The 26,905-nt window shown below is 67.8% G+C and carries 24 protein-coding genes and 1 pseudogene; 8 read left to right on the top strand and 17 right to left on the bottom strand.

Annotated features, from left to right (window positions below; translation table 11 throughout):
* Window positions 1-38 precede the first annotated feature (38 nt).
* From proB to WNB94_RS11080, 10 genes and pseudogenes are all read right to left on the bottom strand, one after another.
* A complete protein-coding gene (gene proB / locus WNB94_RS11125) occupies window positions 39-1,175 on the bottom strand; it encodes a glutamate 5-kinase (RefSeq protein WP_341390459.1) in 1,137 nt (378 codons plus the stop codon).
* A complete protein-coding gene (locus WNB94_RS11120; protein ID WP_341390574.1) occupies window positions 1,172-1,534 on the bottom strand; it encodes a histone H1-like repetitive region-containing protein in 363 nt (120 codons plus the stop codon). The genes proB and WNB94_RS11120 overlap by 4 nt, the downstream gene beginning before the upstream one ends.
* Before the next feature lie 15 nt (window positions 1,535-1,549).
* Window positions 1,550-2,593, bottom strand: a pseudogene (gene cgtA / locus WNB94_RS11115) (Obg family GTPase CgtA); the annotation flags it as partial.
* A gap of 94 nt (window positions 2,594-2,687) precedes the next feature.
* Window positions 2,688-2,945, bottom strand: a complete 258-nt coding sequence (gene rpmA, locus WNB94_RS11110) for a 50S ribosomal protein L27 (protein WP_341390458.1) — start codon at window positions 2,943-2,945, stop codon at window positions 2,688-2,690.
* Window positions 2,946-2,979: 34 nt separating this feature from the next.
* Window positions 2,980-3,291: a 50S ribosomal protein L21 gene (gene rplU / locus WNB94_RS11105; protein ID WP_341390457.1), complete on the bottom strand. Its 312-nt coding sequence runs from the start codon at window positions 3,289-3,291 to the stop codon at window positions 2,980-2,982.
* 44 nt (window positions 3,292-3,335) lie between these two features.
* A complete protein-coding gene (locus WNB94_RS11100) occupies window positions 3,336-4,604 on the bottom strand; it encodes a patatin-like phospholipase family protein (RefSeq protein ID WP_341390456.1) in 1,269 nt (422 codons plus the stop codon).
* Between the two features lie 53 nt (window positions 4,605-4,657).
* Window positions 4,658-5,572, bottom strand: coding sequence for an arginase (gene rocF, locus WNB94_RS11095; RefSeq protein ID WP_341390455.1), 915 nt, complete (start codon window positions 5,570-5,572; stop codon window positions 4,658-4,660).
* A 7-nt stretch (window positions 5,573-5,579) separates the two neighbouring features.
* Window positions 5,580-6,485 carry an LOG family protein gene (locus WNB94_RS11090; RefSeq protein ID WP_341390454.1) on the bottom strand — a complete coding sequence of 302 codons (906 nt, stop codon included), beginning with the start codon at window positions 6,483-6,485 and terminating at the stop codon, window positions 5,580-5,582.
* Between the two features lie 127 nt (window positions 6,486-6,612).
* On the bottom strand, window positions 6,613-7,446 hold the full coding sequence (locus tag WNB94_RS11085; protein ID WP_445819057.1) for a HesA/MoeB/ThiF family protein: 834 nt from the start codon (window positions 7,444-7,446) through the stop codon (window positions 6,613-6,615).
* Window positions 7,443-8,888, bottom strand: a complete 1,446-nt coding sequence (locus WNB94_RS11080) for a S41 family peptidase (RefSeq protein WP_341390453.1) — start codon at window positions 8,886-8,888, stop codon at window positions 7,443-7,445. Before WNB94_RS11080 ends, WNB94_RS11085 begins: the two co-directional genes overlap by 4 nt.
* 193 nt (window positions 8,889-9,081) lie before the next feature.
* Here WNB94_RS11080 and WNB94_RS11075 point away from each other — a divergent pair, with 193 nt between their 5' ends.
* On the top strand, window positions 9,082-11,937 hold the full coding sequence (locus WNB94_RS11075) for a CHASE domain-containing protein (RefSeq protein ID WP_341390452.1): 2,856 nt from the start codon (window positions 9,082-9,084) through the stop codon (window positions 11,935-11,937).
* A gap of 18 nt (window positions 11,938-11,955) precedes the next feature.
* Here the strand turns inward: WNB94_RS11075 and WNB94_RS11070 are convergent, their stop codons facing one another.
* Complete coding sequence (locus WNB94_RS11070) at window positions 11,956-13,818, bottom strand: polysaccharide biosynthesis protein (protein WP_341390451.1); 1,863 nt, start codon at window positions 13,816-13,818, stop codon at window positions 11,956-11,958.
* Between the two features lie 201 nt (window positions 13,819-14,019).
* On the opposite strand from WNB94_RS11070, the gene WNB94_RS11065 reads away from it, so the two are divergent.
* Together WNB94_RS11065 and WNB94_RS11060 are read left to right on the top strand one after the other, a co-directional pair.
* Window positions 14,020-14,559: a hypothetical protein gene (locus WNB94_RS11065; RefSeq protein WP_341390450.1), complete on the top strand. Its 540-nt coding sequence runs from the start codon at window positions 14,020-14,022 to the stop codon at window positions 14,557-14,559.
* A gap of 19 nt (window positions 14,560-14,578) precedes the next feature.
* Window positions 14,579-14,824 (top strand): DUF1653 domain-containing protein, encoded by a 246-nt coding sequence (locus WNB94_RS11060; protein ID WP_341390449.1) that lies wholly within the window; start codon window positions 14,579-14,581, stop codon window positions 14,822-14,824.
* On the opposite strand, the gene WNB94_RS11055 is transcribed toward WNB94_RS11060, so the two are convergent.
* The 4 genes from WNB94_RS11055 to WNB94_RS11040 all read right to left on the bottom strand — a co-directional run bounded on the left by WNB94_RS11055 (window position 14,778) and on the right by WNB94_RS11040 (window position 20,295).
* On the bottom strand, window positions 14,778-15,128 hold the full coding sequence (locus WNB94_RS11055; protein ID WP_341390448.1) for a 2Fe-2S iron-sulfur cluster-binding protein: 351 nt from the start codon (window positions 15,126-15,128) through the stop codon (window positions 14,778-14,780). The two genes, WNB94_RS11060 and WNB94_RS11055, sit on opposite strands and share 47 nt — an antisense overlap.
* Before the next feature lie 10 nt (window positions 15,129-15,138).
* Window positions 15,139-16,311, bottom strand: coding sequence for a Y-family DNA polymerase (locus WNB94_RS11050; RefSeq protein ID WP_341390572.1), 1,173 nt, complete (start codon window positions 16,309-16,311; stop codon window positions 15,139-15,141).
* A gap of 90 nt (window positions 16,312-16,401) precedes the next feature.
* On the bottom strand, window positions 16,402-16,701 hold the full coding sequence (locus WNB94_RS11045; RefSeq protein ID WP_341390447.1) for a flagellar basal body protein: 300 nt from the start codon (window positions 16,699-16,701) through the stop codon (window positions 16,402-16,404).
* A gap of 105 nt (window positions 16,702-16,806) precedes the next feature.
* Window positions 16,807-20,295, bottom strand: a complete 3,489-nt coding sequence (locus WNB94_RS11040) for a DUF748 domain-containing protein (RefSeq protein ID WP_341390446.1) — start codon at window positions 20,293-20,295, stop codon at window positions 16,807-16,809.
* Between the two features lie 84 nt (window positions 20,296-20,379).
* Between WNB94_RS11040 and WNB94_RS11035 the strand changes: the two genes are divergently transcribed.
* Complete coding sequence (locus tag WNB94_RS11035) at window positions 20,380-20,991, top strand: TetR/AcrR family transcriptional regulator (RefSeq protein WP_341390445.1); 612 nt, start codon at window positions 20,380-20,382, stop codon at window positions 20,989-20,991.
* Here the strand turns inward: WNB94_RS11035 and WNB94_RS11030 are convergent.
* The gene (locus WNB94_RS11030; protein WP_341390444.1) at window positions 20,925-22,448 is read right to left on the bottom strand and encodes a bifunctional aminoglycoside phosphotransferase/ATP-binding protein; all 1,524 of its coding nucleotides are present in this window, start codon (window positions 22,446-22,448) and stop codon (window positions 20,925-20,927) included. The two genes, WNB94_RS11035 and WNB94_RS11030, sit on opposite strands and share 67 nt — an antisense overlap.
* A gap of 54 nt (window positions 22,449-22,502) precedes the next feature.
* Window positions 22,503-23,534, bottom strand: coding sequence for a patatin-like phospholipase family protein (locus tag WNB94_RS11025; RefSeq protein ID WP_341390443.1), 1,032 nt, complete (start codon window positions 23,532-23,534; stop codon window positions 22,503-22,505).
* 120 nt (window positions 23,535-23,654) lie between these two features.
* Here WNB94_RS11025 and WNB94_RS11020 point away from each other — a divergent pair, with 120 nt between their 5' ends.
* The 4 genes from WNB94_RS11020 to WNB94_RS11005 are packed head-to-tail and all read left to right on the top strand — an operon-like array spanning window position 23,655 to window position 26,901.
* Complete coding sequence (locus WNB94_RS11020; protein ID WP_341390442.1) at window positions 23,655-25,391, top strand: cation:proton antiporter domain-containing protein; 1,737 nt, start codon at window positions 23,655-23,657, stop codon at window positions 25,389-25,391.
* 52 nt (window positions 25,392-25,443) lie between these two features.
* Window positions 25,444-25,869 carry a hypothetical protein gene (locus WNB94_RS11015; RefSeq protein WP_341390441.1) on the top strand — a complete coding sequence of 142 codons (426 nt, stop codon included), beginning with the start codon at window positions 25,444-25,446 and terminating at the stop codon, window positions 25,867-25,869.
* 52 nt (window positions 25,870-25,921) lie between these two features.
* Complete coding sequence (locus WNB94_RS11010; protein WP_341390440.1) at window positions 25,922-26,167, top strand: DUF3297 family protein; 246 nt, start codon at window positions 25,922-25,924, stop codon at window positions 26,165-26,167.
* A 5-nt stretch (window positions 26,168-26,172) separates the two neighbouring features.
* Window positions 26,173-26,901: a hypothetical protein gene (locus WNB94_RS11005; protein ID WP_341390439.1), complete on the top strand. Its 729-nt coding sequence runs from the start codon at window positions 26,173-26,175 to the stop codon at window positions 26,899-26,901.
* Window positions 26,902-26,905: the final 4 nt, after the last annotated feature.

The raw sequence follows: 26,905 nt of genomic DNA, 5'->3' as shown, positions 1-26,905 counted from the left end.
TACCCAAACAACCTGACCTGCCCAAGTCGCCCCTGAGGTCAAGCGGGAATGCCCCGATCCGCCAGGACCAGGTTGTCGCGGTGAATCATCTCGGACTCGTTGGCAAACCCCAGGATGGATTCGATCTCGCTGGACGGCCTGCGAACCAGCAAACGGGCCTCGCCGCTGGCGTAATTGGCCAGGCCGCGCGCGATGTCACGGCCGCGCAGATCCTGCACGGCGATCACGTCACCGCGATGGAATTCGCCAATGACCTCGACCATGCCGATGGGCAGCAGGCTCTTGCCTTCGTCACGCAGTTTGGCCACCGCCCCGTCGTCGATCACGACCGCACCGCGCAGTTGCAGGTGATCGGCCATCCACTGCTTGCGGGCCGCCAGCTTGGCCGTGGCCGCCACGAACAGCGAACCGATGGACTCGCCCTGGCTGAGCCGCACCAGCACCTCGGGCTCGCGGCCCCAGGCGATCACGGTGGACGCGCCGCTGCGTGCCGCGCGTTTGGCCGCCAGCACCTTGGTGATCATGCCCCCCGTGCCCACGCGCGAGCCGGCGCCGCCGGCCATCTGCTCCAGCGCCGGGTCACCTGCGGTGCACACGTCGATGAACCGGGCCGAGGGGTCTTTGCGCGGGTCGGCGCTGTACAGGCCCTTCTGGTCGGTGAGGATGACCAGCAGGTCGGCCTCGACCAGGTTGGCCACCAGGGCCCCCAGGGTGTCGTTGTCACCGAACTTGATCTCGTCGGTGACGACCGTGTCGTTCTCGTTGATGACCGGCACCACGCGATGCGACAACAGCGCGAGCAAGGTAGAGCGCGCATTGAGGTAGCGCTCGCGGTCGGCCAGGTCGGCGTGCGTGAGCAGCACCTGGGCACTGCCCATGCCGTGCTCGCGCAGCTTGCTTTCGTACATCTGGGCCAAACCCATCTGCCCCACGGCCGCGGCCGCCTGCAACTCGTGGATCTCTTTGGGGCGGGTGGCCCACCCCAGGCGCTTCATGCCTTCGGCGATGGCCCCGCTGGAGACCATGATGACCTCGCGCCCATCGGCCGCCAGCGCCGCCATCTGGCGGCACCAGGTGCCAATGGCATCGGCATCAACGCCCTTGCCCTCGTTCGTGACCAGGCTGGAGCCCACCTTCACGACGATGCGGCGGGCGTTGCGGAGGATCTCGTTCATGCGCGGGAACTGGTCTTGCGGGCCACGGTCTTCTTGGCGGGGGCCTTTTTTGCAGGCGCTTTCTTGGCGGGTGCCTTCTTGGCAGGCGCTTTTTTAGCAGCCACTTTTTGGGCGGGCACTTTGGTGGCCACCACCTTCTTGGCCACCACCTTCTTGGCCACCACCTTCTTAGCCGCGGCCTTTTTAGCCGGGGCCTTCTTAGCCGGGGCCTTCTTGGCGGGCACCTTCTTGGCGGCTACTTTTTTGGCAGCCGCTTTTTTGGCAGCCACTTTCTTGGCTGGCGCCTTCTTCGGCTTGATGAGGCCGGTCAGGTCATCGTCATAGGCCAGCCCGGCCCGGGCCAGCAAGTCGGTGCCCATGGGCAGCGCCGACCCGTCAAAGCGCACGTCGGCCTCTTCGTGGTGCTCTTGCATGGCGGCCACGTGCTGGTAGATCGTCTGCACCAGTTGTTCGCAGCCTTCGCGCGTGAGCGCCGAGATCTGGAACACCGGGCCCTTCCAGCCGTAGCGCCGCACAAAGTCCAGCACTCGGCCCACCCGCTCTTCGTCCGGGATCATGTCGAGCTTGTTGAGCACCAGCCAACGCGGCTTGTTGAAGAGCTCTTCGTCGTAAATCTTGAGCTCGTTGACGATGGCTCGGGCCTGCTGAACAGGATCGACGCCATCATCGAAGGGCGCCAGGTCCACCACGTGCAGCAACACGCGGGTGCGCTGCAGGTGGCGCAAGAACAGATGCCCCAGGCCGGCACCTTCGGAGGCGCCTTCGATCAGGCCGGGAATGTCGGCCACCACAAAGCTCTTCTCTGGGCCCACGCGCACCACACCCAGGTTGGGGTGCAGGGTGGTGAAGGGGTAGTCCGCAATCTTGGGGCGCGCGTTCGAGATGGCCGCGATCAGGGTGGACTTGCCGGCGTTGGGCATGCCCAGCAGGCCCACATCGGCCAGCACACGCAGCTCCATCTTGATCTTGAAGCCTTCACCCGGCCAGCCCAACGTCTTCTTGCGGGGGGCGCGGTTGGTGCTGGTCTTGAAGTGCAGGTTGCCAAAGCCACCATCACCGCCCTTGGCCAGCATGCGCTTCTCGCCATGCTCCAGCAACTCCATCATCACCTCGTCGGTGTCGTCGTTGCGGATGATGGTGCCCACAGGCACGCGCAGGGTGATGTCCTCACCCGCCGCACCGAACTGGTCCGAGCCTCGACCCTGCTCGCCATTGCGCGCCTCAAAGCGGCGCTTGTAGCGGTAGTCGATGAGGGTGTTGATGTTGCGATCGGCTTCCACGTAGACATGCCCGCCCCGCCCACCGTCGCCACCGTTGGGGCCACCGAAGGGGATGAACTTCTCGCGACGGAAGCTGATGCAACCGCTGCCGCCATTGCCTGCCACCACATCAATGGTGGCCTCGTCGACGAATTTCATGGGGCTGGAGTCCTTGTGGAAAGAAACACAAAAGCCCCGGCGAGCCAGGGCTTGAAAGTTGGGGGCATGACACCCCCAGGTCGAACCCGAAGGCTCAGACGGGGGTGACGACGACCGTCTTGCGGTTCAGCGGACCCTTGACGGCGAACGACACGGTGCCGTCCACCAGAGCGAACAGCGAGTGATCGCGGCCGGTGCCCACGTTGGGACCAGCGTGGAAGCGGGTGCCACGTTGACGAACGATGATCGAGCCTGCGGGAACCACTTGGCCGCCGTAGACCTTCACACCCAGCATCTTCGGTTGGGAGTCGCGGCCGTTCCGTGTGGAACCGCCGCCTTTTTTCTGTGCCATGACTTTCTCCTGAGGGACTGGCTAAGGCGTGGGATCAGGCGTTCACGACGCTGATTTGCAGCTCGGTGAAGTTCTGACGGTGACCTTGGCGCTTCTGGTAGTGCTTGCGACGGCGCATCTTGAAGATGCGAACCTTGTCGTGACGGCCGTGGGAGACCACGGTTGCCTTCACGGTTGCGCCAGCCACCAGGGGCGTGCCCACCTTCAGTTCAGCGCCGTTGCCGACAGCCAGAACCTGGTCGATCACGATCTCTTGGCCAACGTCCGCAGCAATCTGTTCTACTTTGATCTTTTCGCCAGCAGCAACTTTGTATTGTTTGCCGCCGGTTTTTATGACCGCGTACATGTTGAGACCTTCCAATAAGGGAGTAATGGAAATACCTCGCCAATTCAAGCGAAGCTCTCCACTGTAGCACGGTCGCTTGGGGTTGTCAAAACCCCCGCAGCAGCGTCGGGCGGCGTGGCGCGGGCCTGGCCCCAACCAAAGAAGCGCTGCACCTCGTCGCGTTTGGCCAGCGTGTCGCTGTAGCCGAGGTGGATGAGCTCGCGGGTGAAAGACGACTCGAACAGCAGGTAACTGGCCAGCGTGGCCCCCCGGGCCTTGGGACCCACCCCCTGCACGCCCAGGGCGCGCAGCATGGCGCGCACGGCCGGGGGCATGGCCCACATGTGGCGGGCGGCGATTTCGTCGATGCGCTGGCTGGGGGCGATCACCAGGATGTCCACCGGCCGGAGGTCGGTCTGGGCACGCTGCTCGGGTGTGAGCAGGGCCAGCGTGCGGTTGACGCGCTGCATGCGTTCGATGTCCACCGCCAGGGCATCCAGGAAGATGCTGGACATGGCGTGGCCGGCGATCTGGGCCAGCGGCGGGTATTCGAGCCGCCCCTCCCGGACATCATCGGGTTCGTGCAGGCGCCCGGCCCCGATCACGAGGATGCGGTCGGCACCCAGGTGGATGGCCGGCGAGATGGGGGCGGCCTGGCGCATCGAGCCGTCACCGAAGTAGTGCCGACGACCGCCCGCCGTCTTGAGGCGCACGGCCGGGAAAATGAACGGGATGGCCGATGAGGCCATCAGGTGGTCCACCGTCAGGGTGTCGCGCACGCTCAGGCGCTGCGACCGCGCCCACGGTTCGATGGGGTGGGCGCTGTCGTAGAAGGTGACGTGCTCACCCGTGGTGTAACTGGAGGCCGTCACGGCCACCGCATCCAGGTGCCCCTGGGCCATGAGCTCGGGCAGGCGGTCCATCTGGAACATCTGGGGCAGCAGGTGCCGCAGCGGGTCGTTGTCCAGCAGCGAACGAGGGCGCGCCCGTCGCCACCGGGCCAGGGCCCATCCCAGCGAGAACAGGGTGAGCCACTTGGCCCCTGTGCGGATCACGCCAAACGAGTCGGCATGGTAGATCTGCTCGGCGCGCATGTTGCGCCACACCTCGACCATGCTGCGCAGGGCCAGGTCGTAGTGGTCGGCCTGGCAGGCCAGGGCCATGCCGTTGATGGCCCCCGCCGAGGTGCCACAGATGATGGGAAATGGGTTGCCACGCCGCCGCTCGCCGCTGTCGCGCCGGATCGATTGCAGGGCCTGCAGCACCCCGACCTGGTAGGCCGCCCGGGCACCGCCCCCTGTGAGCAGCAGGGCTGTTTTTGGAGCAGAGGACATGAGGTCTTATCGGCGGCTGATGAACAACGTTGACCCCGGCGACTCGCCCACCCTCACGTTCGACAACGCAAGAGGGTTGATTTGCCGAACAGGCTCTCGATCAATTCGACCACACACTCGGCGCTGCGGTTGCGCACATCGTGTGCCGGATTGAGCTCGACGATGTCGACCGAGCCCACGCAACCGGTGTCGGCCAGCATCTCCATGCACAACTGGGCTTCACGCCAGGTGGGGCCGCCGCGCACGGGCGTGCCCACCCCGGGGGCCACATCAGGGTCGAGAAAGTCCACGTCAAAGCTCAGGTGCACGTGGGTGTCGTCGTCCACGCCCATCAGGGCCTGCTGCATGACCGCGCGCATGCCCACTTCGTCGATGTAGCGCATGTCGAAGACGTCCAGCCCATGGGCATGCACGAAAGCGCGCTCCAGGGGGTCGACGCTGCGCACGCCGATGAGGCGAAACTGCTCGGGCGACAAGGCGGGTTGACCCACCACGTGCAGCAAGGGTTCGGGGCCATGGCCACACAGCACCGCCACCGGCATGCCGTGGAGGTTGCCGCTGGGCGTGATGTCGCAGGTGTTGAAGTCGGCGTGCGCGTCCAGCCAGATGACCCGCAAACGGCGCCCCTGGGCCTGGCAGTGGTCGGCCACCGCCCCGATCGAGCCCACGGCCAGGCTGTGGTCACCCCCCAGCAGCATGGGCAACTGGCCGGCCCGCAAGGCTGCGACCACCGCGTCGGCCACGGCCGCGTTCCAGGCGGTGCATTCGCTCAGATGCCGAAAGCCGCCATCAGGTGGGCACTGAGGGTTCGCAGGGCCCGACAGATTGCCTGCGTCGTGCACGGTGTGGCCCAACTGCGCCAAGGCCTCGGGCAGGCGGGCCACTCGCAAGGCTTCGGGGCCCATGCTGGCGCCACGCAAGCTGGCGCCGATGTCGGTGGGCGCGCCGATCAGGGTGATGTGCGCCATGTCATGCTCACCAGCCGCAAGCGTGGTCTGCGTCGGGTTGTCCCAGCCCGTACACGCGCTGCAGCATGGTCCAGGCCTCGTCGGCCGTTTCAACGTAATGGAACAGGTTCACATCTTCAGGGCTGATCATGCCGGTGTCCACCAGGTGGTCAAAATTGATCAGCTTGGTCCAGAACTCGCGCCCGAAGAGCAGCACCGGGCGTTTGCGGCACTTGCCGGTCTGGATGAGGGTGAGGGTTTCAAACAGCTCGTCCAGCGTGCCAAAGCCCCCAGGGAAGCACACCAGCGCCACCGAGCGCATCAGGAAGTGCATCTTGCGCAGCGCAAAGTAGTGAAACTGAAAGCACAGGCGCGGCGTGATGTAGGGGTTGGGCTCTTGCTCGTGAGGCAGCACGATGTTGAGGCCGATGCTCTTGCCCCCCACCTCGTGCGCGCCTCGGTTGCCGGCCTCCATGACGCCGGGGCCACCGCCCGTGACGACGTAGATGGGCGAGTCGAGCTTGGCCGAGTGCTCGGTGACCAGGGCGGCAAACGCCCGGGCTTCTTCATAAAAGCGCGACATCTCGACTTGCTTTTCTGCGCGTCGCACGGCCAGGTCACGCCCCGGCCCCGAGGGCATGGCCTGGGCCTCGTCCAGGCGGGCCCGGGACACCTCGGCCGGCTGGATGCGGGCGCTGCCAAACACCACGATGGTGGACTGGATGCCCTCTTCGCGCTGCACCATCTCGGGTTTGAGCAGCTCAAGCTGCATGCGCACCGGACGCAGGTCGGGGTGCAGCAGGAATTCGTCATCGGTGAAGGCCAGCTCGTAGCTGCTGTCCGGGCCACCATACAGCGAAGGTTTGCAGGCCAGGCGCGCGTCCTGACCGGCGGTGGGGAAGTTGCGTTCGAGCAGTTCTCTGGGCTTGTTCATGGTGCGAGACGGTTCAAGGTGCGCGTCGGCGCACAGGTGGCTGAGGCGTGTGTTTCAGTATGCGGCAGACGGGCGGCCCCAATGCGCGAAACAACGGGGCCCGAGCCGCCGAAGTTGTGTCATCGCGTCAGTTGTGCACACGAGCGTGGGGTGGTGGGCCGCAAACGGGGCAATCGGCGCGACGGCGCGCCTGCAACTCGGTCCATCGCCACTGGCGCCCATCGAGCATCAGCAGCCGCCCCGCCAGGCTGCGCTGACCCGGCGCGGCATCGAGCCCGGTCAGCAACTTGATGGCTTCACCGGCTTGCATCACGCCCAGTGTGCCCACGAGCGGGGCAAACACGCCCATGAGCGCACACCGGGCCTCGACCGGCGCGGCATCGGGCGGGAACAGGCAGGCGTAACACGGCGCCTCAGGCTGGCGAGGATCGAAAACGGTGAGTTGGGCATCCCAGCCCAGCGCGGCCGCGCTGACCACGGGCACACCGGCCCCCACCGCAGCGCGGTTGATGGCGTGTCGGGTGTCGAATCGGTCGGTGCAGTCCAGGACGACCTGGCAACCCGGCAGGTGCTCGGCCAGCCATGCGGCGTCGGCGGCGCGGTGCACGGCCTGCACGGTGACCTCGGGGTTGATCTCGGCCAGGGCCTGCCGCGCCGACGCCACCTTGGGCCACCCGATGCGGGCGGTCTGGTGCACCACCTGGCGCTGCAGGTTGCTGAGCTCGACCTCGTCCGGGTCGATCACGGTGATGCGCCCCACCCCGGCGGCGGCCAGGTACATCAAGGCCGGCGCACCCAAGCCGCCCGCCCCCACCACCAGGGCATGGGCGGCCAGCAATCGCTGCTGGCACGCCTCGTCCCAGTCGTTGAGCAGCAGGTGCCGGCTGTAGCGCAGCTGCTGGGCATCGTCCAGCCCCGGGGGGCTGCCCGGCTCGTCAGGCGCCACCACCAGCGGGCTCACTCGGCAGGCGCCGCCTCGTCTGGCTTGCGCTCGGTCATGGTCTTGGAGGCCTGCACGGGCTTGCCTTGCAACTGGTTGAGCGCCTGGCGCAGCTGGAAGTCGTCGGCGCTGCCAAACTCGGGCGCCGGTTTGGGCGGCTCGTCCTTGCGAGCGGCCGCCTCTTCCAGGCGCTTGAGGGCTTCTTCGCGGGCCTTCTCGCGGGCGGGGTCTTTCTCTTCAGGCGTCTGTCCGTTGCTGATGTGCTTTTGCAGATCGGCCTCACGCACGCGCAGGGCGCCGTACAGATTGCCTTCAGCGGTTTCATCCAGCATGACGTCGGGGACGATGCCACGCGCCTGGATGGACTGACCACTGGGGGTGTAGTAGCGGGCCGTGGTGATCTTCAGGGCCGTGTCGGCCGTGAGCTGACGCACGGTCTGCACCGAGCCCTTGCCGAAGGTCTGGGCGCCCATGATGGTGGCACGCTTGTGGTCTTGCAAGGCACCCGAGACGATCTCGGAGGCCGACGCCGAGCCTTCATTGACCAGCACCACCAGGGGCACGGTCTTGAGGGCCTCGGGCAAGCGGGCCAGCGGATCGCGCCCGGGACGACGCATGTAGTCATCCGGGTTGGCTTTGAACACCTGCCGCGACTCGGGCAACTGGCCGTTGGTGCTCACCACCACCACATCCTTGGGCAGGAAGGCGGCCGACAGGGCCACCGCGCCTTCCAGCAGGCCGCCCGGGTCGTTGCGCAGGTCCAGCACGATGCCCTTGAGCTGCGGATCTTCCTTGTAGAGGGTCTCCACCTTGTTGGCGAAGTCTTCAATGGTGCGGTCCTGGAACTGCGAGACGCGGATCCAGCCATACCCCGGCTCGACCAGTTTGGCCCGAACCGACTGCACGCGGATTTCTTCGCGGACGATGGTGACCGGGAAGGTGCGGCTCTCGGACTTGCGGAAGATGGTGAGGATCACCTTGGTGTTGGGCTCGCCGCGCATGCGCTTGACGGCCTGGTCCATGGTGAGGCCCTTGACGAAGGTGTCGTCGATCTTGGTGATCAGGTCACCACTCTTGAGCCCGGCGCGGAACGCTGGCGAGCCTTCGATGGGCGACACGATCTTGACCAGCCCGTCTTCCATGCCGATCTCGATGCCCACGCCGACGAACTTGCCCGTGGTGCCCTCGCGGAATTCCTTGAAGGTTTTCTGGTCAAAGTACACCGAGTGAGGGTCCAGGCCGGACACCATGCCACCGATGGCATCGCGGATGAGCTTTTTCTCGTCGACCGGCTCGACATAATCGGACTTGATCATGCCGAACACGGCCGCCAGCTGCTGCATTTCTTCCAGCGGCAAAGGCGCCACGGAGCTGCGTGCCGTGGCACCGAATTGCATGGTGGTCAGCGCGCCGGCCAGCGCGCCCAGCGCCACCCAGCCTGCGATCTTGATTCTGGACGTCATGGGCATGTCGTGTCTGTGATGGGTATTGGAGCGGATTGATGGATCCTGGTTCCCCAACGAATGGCCAGTATAGGGGCGGGGCGAGGGGCACAAGCCCCGAGATGCACGACTGAACCCGCGCTGTAGGGTGTTTCCCGCAACACCCTGCCGCACCACCGACAGCCCGCCACGCTCCTGATATCGTGGCAGGACGATGACCATCGACGCCGCAGCCAACATCCCTGTCCAGCCGTTCTGGGCCCGAGCCGCCATGACCTGGCTGGCCTACGTGCTCAGTGGCGCGCTGTCGGTGGTGCTGACCAGCCCGGCCGATCAGGTGGCGCCGTTTTACCTGGCGGCCGGCGTGGGCCTGGCCTGCGTGCTGAGCTGGGGGGCCGGCATGCTGCCCATGGTGGCCCTGGGCTCGGCCACCGTGGAATGGCTTGCCAGGTGGCTGGTGGCCCCGGAGGCGCTGGGCGCCGCCACGGTGCTGCCCGTGTTGATCAGCGGCGTGGGCGGCGGGCTGCAGGCGGGCATGGCCTGGCAGCTCACGCGGCGGCTGGCCCGCCCTGCCCTGGTGCTGGAGAACCCTCGAGACATCGGGCTGTTTCTGCTGCTGGCCGGGCCCATGGCCAGCCTGATCAACCCCGCCTTGTCGGTCACGGCATTGGTGATGACGGGCGAACTGCCCGAGGCGCAGGCGCTGGACACCTTCCTGAACTGGTGGATGGGCGACGCCATGGGGGTGATGGTGGGTGCGCCCATGGCCCTCACCCTGATCGGACAACCCGCCGATCTCTGGCGTGGCAGGCGGCGCACCGTGGGTGTGCCGCTGCTGATCACGGCCCTGGTGGTGATGGGGGTGGCGCGGCAAGTGCAATCCTGGAAGACCGAGCGGGCCGAGCACCTGTTTCAGCGCGATCTGGCCAGCGTGCAGCACAGCATCGAGCGCACCCTGGCGGGCTACCTCAACACCCTGGAAGCACTCAGGGGGCTGTACCAGGCCTCGGAGTCGGTGGACCGCCAGGAGTTTGAGACCGCCAGCCGGTACTGGCTGGCGACGGTGCCAGGCATCCAGGGCGTGGGCTGGGATCAACGGATTCGCCGGGACGAACTGCCCGCCTTCGAAGCGCGCCAGCGGGCCGACGGCCAGGCCGATTACCGGGTGTTCGATACCCACCAGCGACGCGCGCCACAGGGCGATGAACTGGTGCCCGTGACCTACTTCGAGCCCCTGGCCGGCAACGCGGCCGCCCTGGGCTACAACGTGCTGTCCATGCCCGCCACGAAAGACGCTTTCGAGCAGGCGCGCCGGGAAGACAAGGTGGTGGCCACCGCCCCACTCACGCTCAACCAGGAGACCGCACAGCAGCTGAGCACCGTGGTGTACCGAGCGGTGTACCGCGGCTCTCCCCACACGCCCTTGCAGCGGGTGCAGGCCACCCAGGGTGCGGTGTTTGTGGCCCTGCACCTGGGCGACATGGTGCGCACCATGCTGCGCGACCTGCCGCCCCACCTGCAGGCCTGCCTGGTGGACATGGACGGAGGCGGGCGCGGACGCCCGGTCTTTCTGGCCGGCGCCGCCGAGTGTCGCGAGGCCAGCGCGCTGCCTTCGGGCGCCATCAACCCGCAGTGGATTCCCCTGAAATTCGCCGAGCGGCCATGGTCGATGCGGGTGTGGCAGACCAGCGAACACCCGGCCCTGGCCGGCGACCACATGCCACGACTGATCGCCGCCGGGGGCATGGCCCTCACCGCCGCCCTGGGGGGCCTCTTGCTGATGATGACTGGCCATGCCCGCCGGATCGAAGCCGCCATGCAAGATGCACGCGCCCAAAAGCAGGCCGCCGATGCCGCCAACCGGGCCAAGAGCGAGTTCCTGTCGCGCATGAGCCATGAGCTGCGCACCCCGCTGAATGCGGTACTGGGTTTTGCCCAGGTGCTCGAACTGGAAGACAAGGAGCCCCTGCAGCCCGGCCAGCGGCAGCGCATTCAGCAAATCCAGCAAGCAGGCTGGCACCTGTTGGCCATGATCGACGACGTGCTGGACATCTCTCGGGTGGACACGGGCACCTTGCAACTGGACATGAAGCCCAGCCCCCTGGGCGATGTGGTGAGCGCCGCCATGGACCTGGCCGAGCCCATGGCCATGCGGCATCAGGTCAGCCTGGTCAGGCCGCGCAACATCCCCACCGACTGGTGGGTGACGGTCGACCGCACCCGGCTGCAACAGGTGCTGAGCAACCTGCTGAGCAACGCCATCAAGTACAACCGCCCCGGCGGACAGGTGAGCGTGCGGGCCGAACTGCTGCCACGCCAGGGCCGCATCGCCGAGCGCCTGGTGGTGACGGTGGAAGACAACGGGCTGGGCATGAGCCAGGCGCAAGTGGCGCAGCTGTTTCAGCCCTTCAACCGGCTGGGGCGTGAACACAGCGGCACCGATGGCACGGGCATCGGCCTGGTGATCACGCGGCACCTGGTACAGGCCATGGACGGGGTGCTGCAGGTGCGCAGTGAAGAAGGCCAGGGCAGCGCGTTCAGCGTGACGCTGACACGCGTGCAGGCGCCCGATGGCGGCCAGCCCGCAGCACGCGCCGATCGCCGGGCGGCACCCGCCTCCGCCGCGACACCTGCGCCGCCCCCTGTGGTCAGTGCGCCCACCACCGCCGCTGGCCGACCCGGGCGCCCACAGCGCCACGTGCTGTACGTGGAAGACAACGCCGCCAACAGCGCGGTGATCCAGTCGGCCCTGGCCTCCAGGTCATGGTTGCGGCTCACGGTGACCCCCACGATCGAAGAGGGCCTGGCCGTGCTGCACGACCGCGTGCGCGGGCGCCAGCCCGATCTGATCTTGCTGGACGTGCACCTGCCCGACGCGTCCGGGCTGGAGTTGCTGCACCTGCTGAAGGCCAACCCCGACACAGCGGGCATCCCGGTGATCATGATCTCGGCCGATGCCATGCCCGAGCAGATCGACGCTGCCCTGTCGGCCGGCGCCGCCTGCTACCTCACCAAGCCGGTACAGATCGCAGCGCTGCTGGTGCAGGTCGATGAACTGCTGAGCGGCTGAGCGGCTGAGCGGCCAAGTTCAGCGCGGCTGGTACTCGGGCACGAGCGCGTGCAATCGGGCGCGCAGCTCGGTGGGCTGGGCGGCCGTGGTGTCATGTGCCAAGGCCTGCAGACCCGCCAGCCAGTCGTCTGGCAGTTCGGCACGCAAGCGCGCCAGGCGCAGGCGTGGGTGCGGGGTGGGCAAGGTGGTGTCGGCGTCGGCCAGCAGCTCTTCGAACAATTTTTCGCCAGGGCGCAGGCCACAAAACACGATGGGGATCTCGGCCTCGGTGTGGCCACTGAGGTGAATGAGCTTGCGCGCCAGGTCGACGATCTTCACCGACTCGCCCATGTCCATCACGAACACCTGACCGGTCTCGGCCAGGGCCGCCGCCTGCAGAACCAACTGCGCGGCCTCGGGGATGGTCATGAAGTAGCGGGTGATGTCGGGGTGCGTGACGGTGACCGGCCCGCCCTTGGCGATCTGTTCCTTGAACTTGGGGATGACGCTGCCGCTGGAGCCCAGCACATTGCCAAACCGCACCGCCGTGAAGCGGGTGCCGGGCGCTCGGGCCGCCCAGTGCGACAGCACCATCTCGGCCGCCCGCTTGGTGGCACCCATCACGTTGGTGGGGTTCACGGCCTTGTCGGTGGAGATGAGCACGAAGCGCTCAACCCCGTGGGCCGCCGCCGCCTGCGCCGCCAGGTAGGTGCCCCAGGTGTTGTTGCGCAAGGCCAGCCACGCGTTGTCGTCTTCCATAAGCGGCACGTGCTTGTAGGCCGCCGCGTGAAACACCAGGTTCGGCCGATGGGCCGCCATGGCACGCTCCAGCGCCCCCGCGTCCTTCACATCACCCACCAGGCGCACCAGCGGCAGGTGTGGGAACAACTCGCCCAGCTCCTGCTCGATCTGATAGAGCGCGAACTCGCTGAGCTCGAACAGCACCAGGCGCGTGGGCCCGAAGCGCGCGATCTGCCGGCACAACTCGGAGCCGATCGAGCCCCCGGCCCCGGTCACGAAGACGGTCTGCCCGCTCACCAGTTGAGAGATGGCCTGTTCGTCCAGCCGCACCGGCGGACGCCCCAGCACGTCTTCGGGCCCGATGTCGCGCAGCCGATCCACCCGTGAGCGGCCCTGACGCAACTCGTCGGCCGAGGGCACGGTGGCCACGGGCAGGCCGCTGGAGGCAGCCAGCTCCAGGATGCGCCGACGCTGCTCGGCGGTGGCCGAGGGCATGGCCAGGATCAGCTGCGACACCCCATCAAACAGGGCCGGTTGCTGCAGCAGCGACAGGCCGCCCCACACATCGACCCCCGACACGGTGCTGCCATGTTTGCGGGGGTCGTCGTCCAACAGGCCCACAACCTCCCAGCCCCGGTGCTGGATGCCGGCGATCAAGAGCTTGGCGGCGGCGCCAGCGCCCAGCACCACCGCGCGTTGGCGACCAGCAGGCCCCAGGGCGCGACGCGCACGAGACGACTCGGTGAGCATGCGCACCAGCATGCGCGCCAGCGCCAGGGCGATCAGGCTCATGAACGGGTGCAGGGCCAGCACCGCGCGCGGCACCTCCACCAATTGCGCCATCAGCACCACCACGGCGCTGGCCAGCCCCGCCAGCACACACATGGCGGCCAGCCGGGTGATGTCGGGAAAGCTGGTGTAGCGCCAGCTGGCGCGTGTGACGCCCAGCGCCCAGGACACCGCGCTGTAGACCACCAAAATGCCCAGGATGACCCCCAGGTCGTAGCTGGGGCGCTCGAACAGCCAGCGCTCGAAACCCAGTCGGAACAGGTAGGTGGCATGCCAGGCCAGAAAGATCAACAAGGCGTCGACCAGCAACACCACGGGCTGACGTTGGCGGCGCAAAGGATCGAGGGTGGCGTTCAGACGTGACCAGAGCATGGGGCATCCCGTGAGAGCAGACGCGATTGTGCCAAGTTGTGCCAAGGTCTGAGCTCTGGATGGCGGCCTTCGGTCAGGGCGGGCGAACACGCAAGCCGGGGATTGACGCAAAGGTCAGCCCACCCTAACGTCCGGCGCTCGCAGCAGGGGTCATCGCCCCGCATTCTCTTTCAACCGGCCTTCAGCCCCATCAGGCTACCCATGACCTTGTCCCTCCGCACCACGACCGTTGCACTGCTTGTGCTCGCCTCTTCGCTGCCCGCTGCCATGGCTGGCACGACCACCTCGTCCCACCAGAGCCGCCTGGGTGTCCAGGTGAACCTGCCCTTCGATGGCAGCGGGTTCAAGTTCCAGCAGACCACCTTGCACCTGGTGTTTCAAAAGGCCGATGTCAGCCAGAGCGACAGTGTGAACGGCTGGCAAGTGTCGGTGGGTTCTCGCCTCAACAGCTTCACCCCCTTCTTTGGCGCCTCCGCACTGCGCGGCAGCCGCTGCACGTACGTCAGCGTGGGCGTGAGCTACGGCGCAGGCCAATGGGGGCTGCCACTGTTCATCAATGGCCCGTTCAGCAGCCTGGGTCTGCTCAACCAGGGCGGACTGGGCGGCCTCTCGGCAGGGGTGGGCTCGTTGGATTGCTTTGATCGCTACGTCCCAGCGACCCCAGCGGCGTCGGTCACCGAGCCGGACACGCCTCCAGTGCTCATCCCTCAGTTGCCCATCCTGCAGCCACAGGCACTGTGAGCCTGTGATGGTCGTGGACATGAGCACCGATCTGCCCAAGCTCCCTGCGGTCCCCCTGGGCCGCTACCGCCACTACAAGGGGGCCGACTACGAGGCCCTGGGCGTGGTGCGCCACAGCGAAACGCTGGAGCCCCTGGTGCTGTACCGCCCCCTGTACGGTGATGCGCTCCATCAGCAGGGGCTGTGGGTGCGCCCCTGGGCCATGTTCACGGGCACCGTCAGCGTGCAGGGTCAAGCGGTGCCACGTTTTCGGTGGATGGGGTGACGAACTCGATCACCAGGTCGGTGTCGGGCTCGGCCACGCAGGGCAGGATCCAGCCTTCGTCGTGCTCGTCAAAGCTCAGACCTGGCCAGGCGATGCGGTAATGCACGCGCCCCTGCCGCAGGCGCGCGATGCAGGTGCGGCAGGTGCCATTGCGGCATGATCGGGGCAGATCCACCCCGGCGGCCACCGCCGCCTCGATGAGGCTGTGCCCGGCCTGCACGTCAAAGTGCTGGCCACCGGGGTGCACGACCACGCGGTGGCTGGTCGGCGCAGACGGGGCGGGCGGAGGGTGAGGCTCGCTCATGGTGGCCGGCTCATTCAAACAGGGGCAAGGTGGCCTCGCGGGCCACGACCACGCTGGCCGCCTCATTCGGCGTGCTCAAGGCCGCCATTTTCACCCCCAGCAGGCGCAGGCGCTGGTCCAGCGGCACGGTTTTCAGGCAGCGCCCGGCCCACAGGCGGATGGTGGCGGGATCGCGGGTGGGCTCGGGCAAGGTCAGGCTGCGGGTGACGATGTGAAAGTCGTCGTAGCGCAGTTTCACGCCCACATTGCGGCCCACATAGCCCTTGCGCAGCAAATCGGCCGCCAGTTGCTCGCACAGGCGGGTGAAGTGCGCGCCCAGTGTCTCGCGATCTCGGCGCGGGTGCAGGTCGCGCTCGAAGGTGGTCTCGCGGCTGATGGACTTGGGCTCGCGCCAGACCACCACCGGGCGCTCGTCGATGCCGTGGGCCGCCTGGTGCAGCCACAGGCCGTAGCTGCGCCCAAAGGCCTCGCACAGGGTCTCGGGCGGGGTGGCGGCCAATTCGCCAACGGTTTGGATGTTCATGTCGGCCAGGCGCGCGCTGGCCTTGGGGCCGATGCCGTTGATGCGCGAAGCCGGCAGCGGCCAGATGCGGGCGGGAACGTCATCGGCCGTCAGCAGGGTGAGGCCGTCGGGCTTGTCCAGATCAGAGCCGATTTTGGACAGCAGCTTGTTGGGGCTGACGGCCACCGAGCAACTCAAGCCGGTGGCCTCACGCACCGCGTCTTTCAGGCGCTGGGCCACGGCACGCACGCCGGCCATGGGGTCGTCAGGGCGCCCCTCATGCACGCCAGGCAGATCACTCAGGTCGATGTAGATCTCGTCGATGCCCCGGTCTTCAATCACGGGGGCCACCTCGGCCACGGCGGCCTTGAAGGCACGCGAGTGGCGGCGGTACTCGTCAAAGTCCACGGGCAACAAGATGGCCTCGGGCGCCAGGGCCGCCGCTTTCATCAGCCCCATGCCCGAGTGCACGCCCAGGGCGCGCGCGGGGTAGGTGGCCGTGGTGATGACGCCTCGCCCGGCGTAGTCGCGCAGGCGGGCAAAACCTGCCAGCGGCGGCTGGCCCGACCGCCCCACCTGGCTGGCGTTGGGGGCCATGCGGCGGCCGCCGCCAATGACGACGGGCAGGCCGGCGAGCGCCGGGTAACGCAACAACTCAACGGACGCGTAAAAGGCGTCCATGTCGAGGTGCGCGATCCAGCGTCGCGGCAAGGGGCTCGGGTCATGCTCGGGGTGCACGACCCGGATTCTCAGGGGAAATGGGCCCTGCCCTCAGGCTTTGAGGTCCAGCAAGCTGCCCGTGGTCTGCTGGTCGGCCTGGATCATGCGCAGGTTGGCCCGGTAGGCGGCTGCGGCGTCCATCTGCTCCACCAGGTCGGCCGCCAGGGCCGCACCGATCTCTTCGGCCTTGCCGGTGGTGGTGAGCACCCCGGCCTGCTCCTGGGTTTGCAGCGTCACCACCTGCCGCTGGAAGTTCGGCGTGTTGGCGTTGGCGATGTTGTGCGCCGCCGACTCCATCCGCAGAGATGCGGCCTGAACCCCGGTGAGCGCTGTGGTCGATGTGATGTTCATACAACCTCCTGTCTTCGGGTGATCGGTCCAACAGCAGGCATTCTTGAGGCCTGTTCTGGCGATCTCGGCGTTCAACCCCGTGTGTCGTGATGAATGTCACGAACATCACTGCAGGGACAGGCTCACCCCCTTGACGTCCTGCGCGCTGGCGTTGGTGGCCTCCCCGGCGGCTTGGGGCACCGGGGAGGCCCCCAGGCGCACGCGCTCGGCAGGAATGCGCTCGATCAGGTAGGCCTTGACCCCGTCGGCGCGCCGGTCGGCCAAGGTCTTGAGCGCCGCGGCGTCCACCGGGGCCGCCGCGGCCAGCAAGGCCTTCTGCGCTGACGGGGGCAAGCTCACGGGCACGCCGATCAGGTTGCGCGGCTTTTTGATGTCGGCGGCGCGGTAGGCTGCGGCCAACCAGCGATCGGCTTCCTGGGCGGCCACCTGCACCTCTTCCACAGGCACGTCCAGGGCCTTGGCCTTGGCCTGGCGCATCAGGCGCTGCACATGGGCCTCCCGCAGGCCCGGCACATCCAGCGCCGGGTCGGCCTGCCCCACGGCGTCCAGCTTCAGGGCGGGACGGTCCAGCAACTTCGTGGCCAACGCGTCCAGTTGCTGCCGGGCTGCTGCCGTCAAGGTGGTGGAGCCGGGCGCAAAGCGCACCTCACCAGCCGCATCGCCATCGCTGCCCATGAGCAAGGCAAACGGCGCCGTGATGGCCTTGGTGACCAGGTTGACCACCACCCGCCACAAGATGCCCCCCACCGAAAACTGGGGGTCGTCCAGCGACCCGGAGATGGGCAGGTTGATGTCGATTTCACCCTGCCGGTTCTTCAACAAGGCCACGGCCAGCAGCACGGGCAGCCGGGTGGCCTGGGGGTCGCCCGAGGGCTCGCCGAAGGTGAGTTGATCCAGGAACAGCCGGTTGCTGGCCTCCAGTCGGCCCTCTTGCACTTTGTAGCGCACATCGACCGACAAGGTGCCACGCTCGATGGCGTACCCTGCGTAGCGGGCCGCGTAGGGGGTCAAGCGCGTGAGCTCCACGCCCTTGGCCGAGCCCTCGATGTCGGTGTAGAGCCTGGGGCCCAGCGGGTGCAGGCGCCCCTTGATGAGCAGTGGCGCCGCGTCATCCACCTGGCCTTGCAGATGGAGTTCGGCAGGCTCGGGCTGACGGGCGGCCACCGCCGACACCGTGCCCGCCAGGCGCGTGAGCCGGGCCGAGTAGTTGGGCTGGATGTACAGGTCGGTGAAATCCACCTGCCCGCCTTGCACGGTGATGCCACGCCAGCGCAGATCGGGGCCTGGGTCCGTATCGGTCTCTGGCGCCGTGTCGGTCACTGGCGTCGCAGGCGTCGCAGGCGCGGGGGTGGGCGGCGGCGGGCTGGCCGGGGCATCGGTGGACGTCAGGGAGGCGGTTTCTCCAGCGGGGGCGCCGGCACGCTTGACGAGCTGGCTCAGGTTGAGTCGCCCGTCGCGCTGAACGATCACCCGGCCATAAAAGTCTTCCAGGGCGATGCGGCCGAGGTCGGCCACCAGGGCCCCGTCTTGCCAGCGCACCTCGGTGCCGCGCAGCGCCAGGCGCCGCCAACGCAACACGTCGGCGTCGTTGACCTGGTCCAGCAGGTGCAGGCGGTCCAGGCCCATGCCACCCCGGTAGCGCAGCGAGAGGGCCTGGGCATCCGCCGAGCGATCGCGCCCAGGCCGCCACCGCAGGTCCAGGCGCCCGTCCAGTTGAGCCTGGGCCCCCGCCAGGGTCACGTTCAGGTACGGCGCCAGGTAGGGCTGCAGCACGCGCAACTCCAGAGACTGCACGCCCACCTGGCCTTGCACGGTCAGCGGCTGGGGCTGCACGCTGCCCTTGAAACGCACCCGGCCCGCGCCCTGCGCGCGGGTGTCCAGTTGCACCTGCAAGACTTGTTTGAGGTCATCCGACAGGCCCTGCACCGTCAGTTGGGCATCGCTCAGTTGCCACCGGGCGGCAGGGGTGTGCCTTGTGTCCTGCCAGCGCAGTTGCGCCCCCTGCAGGTCAAGCTGGGCCACCGACCAGCGGGGCACCGCCCCTTCGGAACGGGCCTCAATGCCCTCCAGCCGCAACGCGCGCCACCCCATGGTGTCGGCCAAACCCGGCGGCCGACCGGGCACCAGCGACAGCACACGGGCTTGCAAGCCGTCCAGGCTCAGTTGGCCCTCACTGAGCTGCCAGCTCAACGCCGGGCGGGCACTCAGCGCCACCTTGGCGCTCAGGCCCAGGCGCCCTGCCTGCGGGCTGACGGGCATGCCCGCCTGTCCCCGGGCCGATGGCACCAACGCGGCCCACCAGGGTGCCACGGCACCATCTTGCAGGCTCAGGCTCATCTGCCCCTGGGCGCGGGCCAGTTGCCAGGCGCCTTGTGCCTGCCACTGACTGCCGCCATCGTCCTTCGCCTTCATGCGCCACTGTGCGGGCGGCGCCGCGTCCGCCGTGTCCAGGCCGTCCACGGTCACGGACACGTCCTGCACCACGGGCCAGCGCACCCCGTCGCGGGTGCCTGCCGCCACCCGGGCACCGTCCAGCACCACACGCCCCACCGATCCCTGCCTCAGCAGGGGTTGCAGATGGAGCCCCTCCAGGCGCAGGCGCTGCCAACCCAGCGCCACCGGCCCCAGGGCCCGACCCGCCAGTGCCACGCCAGGCACGGTGGGCAGGCTCAGGTCCAGGCCTTCGACCATCACCCCTCCCTGCACCATCAGCCGGGGCACCTCGGCCTGGGGGGGCTGTTCAAACACCACCGTCAGGTCGGTGGACAAGGTGCCGCTGCGCGGCGTCAGGGTCCAGGGACGTGGCAGCAGGGGCTGGGCGTGTTGCAACCACGCGGCCACATCCACATCGCGCCAGCGAACCTGCAACTCGGCGCGCTGGCCATCCTGGAACGGGCGTGTCGTGCCCGTGATGGCGAGGGGGCTGCCATTGATGCGGGCTTTCAGCAGCGGCTGCACGGCCACGTCGATCTGGCTGGGCAGGCTGGACAGAAACGGCACCCCCAGGGCGATCTGATCCACCACATGAGATTGGCCCAGCACCCGGTCGTCGTAGCGCACCGCGCCCTGCGCCACGCTGATGTTGAACAAGGCAAAGCGTGCGGGGGCGCCCTGCTCATCGGCGGGCGCGGCGTCGGCGCGCGCACGCAGGTGCGCCAGCATGGGCGAGATGTTGAATCGCTGGGCGTCCAGCCGGCTGAGCCAGACCTCGGGCTGAACCACCTGCACCCGCCGCAACACCGGGGCCAGGTGCCACACGGATGCCAGCGACACCTGCGCCTCCAGTTGCCGCACGCGCAGCAGGGGCTGATCGGGTGCGCCCACCGTCAGGCCCTCCACCTGCGCCGTGAGGGTCCAGGGCGACAGGTTCAGGGCCTTCAGCCGCACCGGCTCGCCCAGGGCATCGGTGGCGGCCGACTCGATCCGGGGCTGCAGCACGCCAGGCAACCAGTACCCCACGCCCACGGTCCACACGCCGGCCAGCAAGGCCACACCCGCGAGCGCCCGCACCCATCGACGCCGATGCCACGACACACCCGCGATGGCTGAGGGCAAAGCGTCGTCGGACGCAGGCACAGGATGAGGCTCGGACATGGTGACCCACACAACGGCACGACCGCCGTGCCACGCCACATATTAGGGCCGAAGCAGGAGGCGGCACCACGCTACAGTGTGGGCATGTCCTACCCCAAAAAAATCGACCACCAGGCCGTGATGGAAGCGGCCCTGGCCCTGATCGAGGCCCAGGGTGAAGAGGGCCTGTCGATGCGCACCCTGGCCGCAGAACTGGGTGTGAGCGCCAATGCCCTGTACCGCTACTACCCCACCAAGGCCGACCTGAGCCATGCGCTGGCCGACGAGGCGGGCCGCCTGCTGCTGGCGCAGATCCAGGCCGAGACCGCTGGGCGCACCGGGTTGGACACGATCGCCAGCAGTTGCCTGGCCTACCTGCGCTTTGCGCGCAGCCGCCCTCACCTGTACGCGATCAAGATGCGACACAGCCGGCGCGACGGACACGAACCGGCCAGTCACCAGGCCGTTTGGGCGTATGTGCTGGGCCTGGTGCAGGGACTGCAGACACCCTGGCCCGTGGACGAACTGGCCCAGGGCCTGTGGGCCTACCTGCACGGGCTGGTTGAGCTGGACCGAGCCGACCTGCTGGAAGGCCGCGATGCGGAACGCACGCTGCAGATCGGGCTGAGCGTGTTCCTGGCGGGGCTGGGTCAGCCGCTGGCTGTGCCGCCAGCCGCACCAGCCAAGGAAGACAGCGCGCGCCAACTGCGCGGCTGAGCCCAATGTGTCAGAGGCAAGGTGGTGTCGGCCACCCAGGTGTGGCGCCACTCCTCAGGCTGCAGCGGCTCTTGTGAGGCCAGCTGCGCCTCCAGCACCGCCTCGTCGGCATCCGAGGCATCGCCCCGCCGCTGGCGCACGCGCTGACGCAAGACCGCTTCGGGCGCCTGGCAGGACACGATGACCCAGGGCACCCCGCAGCGCCTGGCCAGGGCCTGGGCGGCCGCACGCTCGACGCGCGACAGGTGCGTGGCGTCCAGCACCACGCGCCACCCCGCTTGCAGCGCCGGCCCGGCCCAGGCCCGCATGAGCTCGTACACCGCCTCGCGCTGCCCCGCGTGGTAGCCCGGGGCGATGTGCGCACGCACCTCGTCAGAGCGCAGACGCAAAGCCCCCCAGGCCATGCTGAGACCCTGTGATACGCCCGACTTGCCACTGCCTGACAAACCGTGCATCAGGATGAGCACAGGCCGCCGCCGCACCAAGGCATGTGCCAGCAGACGGCGATAGGGCGCCCCGGCCTGAGGATCGGCCGGGGCACTCAGGCAGGCCACCTGCCAGCGCACCAGCGCGCGCAACACGATGTACACGGGCCAGGCCGGCACGCCCTCCCAGTCGGGCCACTGCGCCAGGTAACGCGAGGCCACGCGCCAAGCCGCCTGTCGGTGGCTGGCCGCCCACAAATCCATCAGCAAGAAGGCCAGGTCGTGCGCGGTGTCGGTGATGCGCAGCGCATCATCAAACTCCAGCCCGTCGTACAACAAGGGGCGCCCCTCAAACCAGCACACATTGCCCAGGTGCAGATCACCATGCCCATCGCGCACCGCGCCCTGCGCCCGTCGCTGTGCCCACAGCGGCGCCAGCGCGGCCTCCTGCTGCTGCAACCAGGCGTCAACATCCGCCAACAAGGCACGGTGCGCAACGGGGGCATCAGGGGCCAGCAGGGCCGACAGCGCGGCCACACTGCGCTCGCGCAGGCCACGCCAACGTCGGGCCTCGTCATCCTCGGCTGGGGTCGCGGCCAGCGGTGCATGCCGGTGCATGTGGGCCACGGCATCGGCCAGCGCATCCAGCTCGTGCGGGCCCAGGGTGCCAGCCGCCAGGCGGGCATCGAGTCGGTCACCCGCCTCGAACCGGCGCATCTGCAGCACCCACTCCACCGCCTGAGCCGGCCCACAGGGCTGCGCCTGTGCATCCATGGGCGTCAAGCTCAGGTACAGCGCCGGCGCCAGGCGACGGTTGAGGCGCCACTCGGCCTCGCACGCGTGCTGCCGCGCCGCCACGGTGGAAAAATCCAGAAAGCCCGGCGCCACCGCCTTCTTCACCTTGTAAGCATGGGTGGGTGTCAGCAGCACCCAGCTGATGTGGGTCTGCACCAGGGTGACGGGCCCCTCGGTGGCCTGCAGGTGCGCCATGAAACGCTGCAACCAAAGGGCCTGGCTGTCAGACATCGTCATACACGGATCACGTGTTCAAGTCCCACCGTGCGCATGGCCAGCCCCCCATCCCGGTCACAAGCAGTGCGCCAGATCCAGGGTGGACTTGCGGCCGATGTGTGCACCGTGCTGCTGCAGCCAGGCGTCTGCCGTGTCGCGCCCGATGGTGTGCAGGCGCTGGATCATGGGCCAGGCCGCATTGAGTTTGCTGGCGGCCCCCAGTTGGGCCATGTCCTCGGTGGCATCGATGCGGTGCAAGCGCAGGCGCGCCACCTGATGGAACAAGGACCCCGCACCCACACCCGCCGGGTGCCCTTCGGCGGCCAGCAACTGCTGCAACAGCGCGATGGAGCGCAACTCCTTGAGCAGGCTGCTGTTGAACGTGATCTCGTTGAGCCGGTCCAGGATGTCTCGTGCGGAGGTGGGCACCTCTGGCCGGCAGGCCGGGTTGATCTGCACCAGCACCAGGTCGCTGCAGGGGCTTTCGGTGATCAAGGGCAGCAACGACGGGTTGGCCACATAGCCTCCGTCCCAGTAGGCCTCGCCATCGATCTCGACGGCCCTGAACAACAAGGGCAGGCAGGCCGACGCCATCACCGCATCCACCGTGAGCTCTTCGTGGCGGAACTCGCGCAAACGCCCCGACTGCACATGCGTGGCCGACACGAACACGCGGGGCCCACAGTGCGCCCGCAAGAACTCGAAATCCACCTCCTCGGCCAGGATGTCCCGCAAGGGGTTCAAGTCCAGCGGATTGAGCTGGTAGGGCGACCAGGTGCGGGTCATCCACTCCATGGTCCAGGCCAGCGGCGAGCCCGGCACCGCCCAATCCCAGAACAGCCCCGCCAGGCCTTGTGACCACGCCGACGCCTGGCTGACCCTCGTCCAAAACCGCAACAGCGCCTGCTTGGCCTCATGTCGCCCGCCCTTGGCCAGACCATGGGCCAGCACGACGGCGTTCATGGCCCCGGCGCTGGTGCCACTGATGGCCGTGATCTGCAAACGCTCATCGTCCAGCAATCGATCCAGCACGCCCCAGGTGAAGGCGCCGTGGGCACCGCCGCCTTGCAAGGCCAGGTCGATGGGTCGGCAATGGTGGCCGCTCATGCAATCTCCCAATGGTGCTACCAGGCTTCATCGTGCCACAGTCACCCGAGGTGAGCCGTGCGCAACACGCTATGCTGACCAGATTGTTGTTGGCCCCCGTCTCCCGCCCAGAGGCCCCGATTGAACGAAACCCACAGCCTCCCCTTTCTGCGCGAAACACTGCTGTTTCTGGTGTTTGCGGGCGTGCTCATCCCCTTGCTTCAGCGCTTTCGCATCAACCAGATCCTGGGCTTTCTGGCCGTGGGGGTGGTGGTGGGGCCCTACGGATTGGCGAGGTTCACGGACACCTGGCCCTGGCTGGCCAGTTTCACCTTCGTCGAAGTGCGACAAGTGGGGTCGCTGGCCGAGCTGGGCGTGCTGTTCCTGATGTTCATGATCGGCCTGGAGCTCTCGACCGAGCGGCTGTGGGCGCTGCGCCGGTTGGTCTTTGGTGCCGGCGGCGCCCAGGTGCTGATCAGTGGGCTGGCCATCGGCTTTGTGGCCCACGCCTTCGACAACGACTGGAAGGCCTCGCTGGTGCTGGGCCTGGTGCTGGCCTTGTCATCCACCGCCGTGGTGGTGCAGTTGCTCACCCAGAAACAAGCGCTGGCCTCGCCCCTGGGGCAGGGCGTGTTTTCGGTGCTGATGTTGCAGGATCTGGCCGTGGTGCCCTTGCTGATCCTGGTGGGCCTGTTGTCGCCGGGCAGCCTGGACGAGGATGTGAGCGCCATCATTGGCGGCACCGTGCTGAAGTCCGTGCTGGCCATCGGTGTGATCTTCGTGCTGGGCCGTCGGCTCATCCGCCCCGTGTTCAAGGCCTTCGCCCGTCAGCATCAGCCCGAGGTCTTCATGGCGCTCACGCTGCTGACCACCATGAGCATGGCGGCCCTGACCGCCTATGCCGGGCTGTCGCTGGCGCTGGGCGCCTTCCTGGCCGGGTTGCTGCTGGCCGAGACCGAATACCGACACGAAGTGGAGGTGACCATCGAGCCCTTCAAGGGCCTGCTCATGGGCCTGTTCTTCATGTCGGTGGGCGCCGGTGTCGACCCGCTGGCCATTCTTCAGGACCCGGTGTGGATACCTTTGTCTGCGGTGGGGCTGTTTGCGCTCAAGGCCGTGGTGGTGGCACTGATCTTTCGCGTCGGCGGCCTGGGCTGGGGGCGCGCCATCGAGGGCGGCCTGCTGCTGGGCCAGGGCGGCGAATTCGCCTTCGTGGTGGTGGGCGCGGCCATGGCCACCGGCCTGATGAGCGCCCCCTTGGGGCAGTTCATGCTGCTGGTGGTGGGCTTGAGCCTGTTCATGACGCCAGCGCTGGCCCGGCTGGGTGAGACCATCAGAGAGCGGCTGGAGCGTGAGGAGGCCCCGCTGTCGCAACAGGACGAGGTGCCGGACGACCTGTTCAACCAGGTCATCATCGCGGGCTTTGGTCGCGTGGGGCAACTCACGGCCGAGATCCTCAAGCGCCAGGGCGTGCCCTACGTGGCCGTCGAGCAAGATGCCAACCATGTGGCCCACCTGCGCAACCTGGGGCAACCGGTGTACTACGGCAATGCCGCCCGAACCGACTTGCTGCACCGGCTGCACGCCGAGCGGGCCGCGCTGCTGGTCGTGACGATGGACAACCCGTCGTCGGCGCTGCACACGGTCAAGGCCGTCCGGCAGGCCTTCCCCAAGCTGCCCATCGTGGCGCGTTCGCGTGACGAACGCCATGCCCAGGAACTGCTGCAGGCCGGCGCCTTGCAGGTCATCCCTGAAACCCTGGAAGCAGGACTGCAGCTGTCGGCCGCCGTGCTGCTGCAGCTCAATCTGCCCGAGGGCGTGGTCACCCACGCCATCGAAGACGAACGAGCCCAACGGGTGGCCCGGCTCAAACTCTGAATGCCTGGGCGCTCAAGGCACAATCGCACAAAACACTGCCGCTCACTCAGCCATGTCCCTGAAAAAAACCGACCTCGCCCTGCGCCTGGGCCAAAAAATCGAAGGCCGCATGAAGCGGCAAAGCATCCCTCAGCGCTTTGCCACCGCATCGCCTGCCCCGTCGGCACGTGAACGCCAGGGCAAGGACACCGGCCCCGGCCTGGTGGCGATCAGCTGCAAACTGCCCTCGCCGCTGGTGACCCAGTTGCGCGAGGCCGCGCTGGCCCATCCAGGCAAGCTCAATGGCCTGATGGCCGACCTGCTGCAGACCGCCCTGGCATCGCAGGCGTCCGCCCCCAAAGCAGCCGCGCCGAAAGTGGCGGCCAAAAAAGCCCCGGCAAAAAAAGCTCCTGCTAAAAAAGCACCCGCTAAAAAAGCACCTGCCAAAAAAGCAGCCGCCAAGAAGGTGCCCGCCAAGAAGGCCACCCCAAGGGCCTGAACGCCCAATACACTCTTTGCCCATCTGTTCAGAACCCATCCACGTCCACACCATGAGCGACACCCAACGTCCCGAACTGCCTGATCACCTGTCCATCGACCCCAGAAGCCCCCACTACAACGCGGCGGTGTTCCAGCACGACATCGGCATCCGCTTCAACGACCAGGAGCGGCAAGACGTCGAGGAATACTGTGTCAGCGAAGGCTGGATCAAGGTGGCGGCCGGGCGCACCCTGGACCGCAAGGGTCGCCCGATGATGATCAAGCTCAAGGGCAAGGTGGAAGCTTTCTACCGGTGAGCCCCGTGCCCGTGACCTCGCCACGACTGGAGGCCGAGCTGCGGCGCCTGTATGGCCCGGTGGCTGACCACGGTGTGGCCGAAGCCGCGCTGCTGCGCTGCATGGTGGTGGCGGCGCCCGCACCGCAATGGCGCGACCTGGCGCGCTTGTGGCAAGCCGTGCAGGATGACCTGGGCTGGCCAGCCCCGGCCATCGCCGCCGATGGCGAGGCGCGGCTGGCGTTGTGGTTCTCGCTGGCCGATCCGCACGCTGCAGTCGACTTGCAGCGCATGGCCCGGGCCTTGCTGCAGCCACTGCAGACGGCCGACCCGAGCACCTCGCCCACACGCACCTGGCAGGTGTGGCCCACACCCGGTGCCACACCATCCCTGCCGCCCTGCCCGCCCCAGGCCATCGCCCCTGAGCGCTGGTCGGCCTTTGTGGCCCCCGATCTGGCGCCGATGTTCGCCGACAGCGCCTGGCTGGACATTCCCCCCAGCCCGGAAGGCCAGGCGGACTTGCTGACCCCCTTGCGCAGCGTGACGGCCACCCAGCTTCAGGCCTTGGCCTTGGCCACCACGGCGCCACCGGACGACCCCACACCTCAGCACACCACCGCACCGCAGGCGCCGGCCAGCAACGGGCTCACGCTCGGCCCACGGGCGTTTTTGCAGCACGTGATGAACGACCCGGCCACCCCCCTGCGCTGGCGCATCGAGGCGGCCAAAGCCCTGCTGCCCCATCAACCCGATTGACACA

Source organism: Aquabacterium sp. A3 (assembly GCF_038069945.1).
Classification (GTDB): Bacteria; Pseudomonadota; Gammaproteobacteria; order Burkholderiales; family Burkholderiaceae_C; genus Aquabacterium.
Note: the sequence above shows the minus strand (reverse complement) of the source record. Positions and strands in the feature narration are given on the sequence as shown.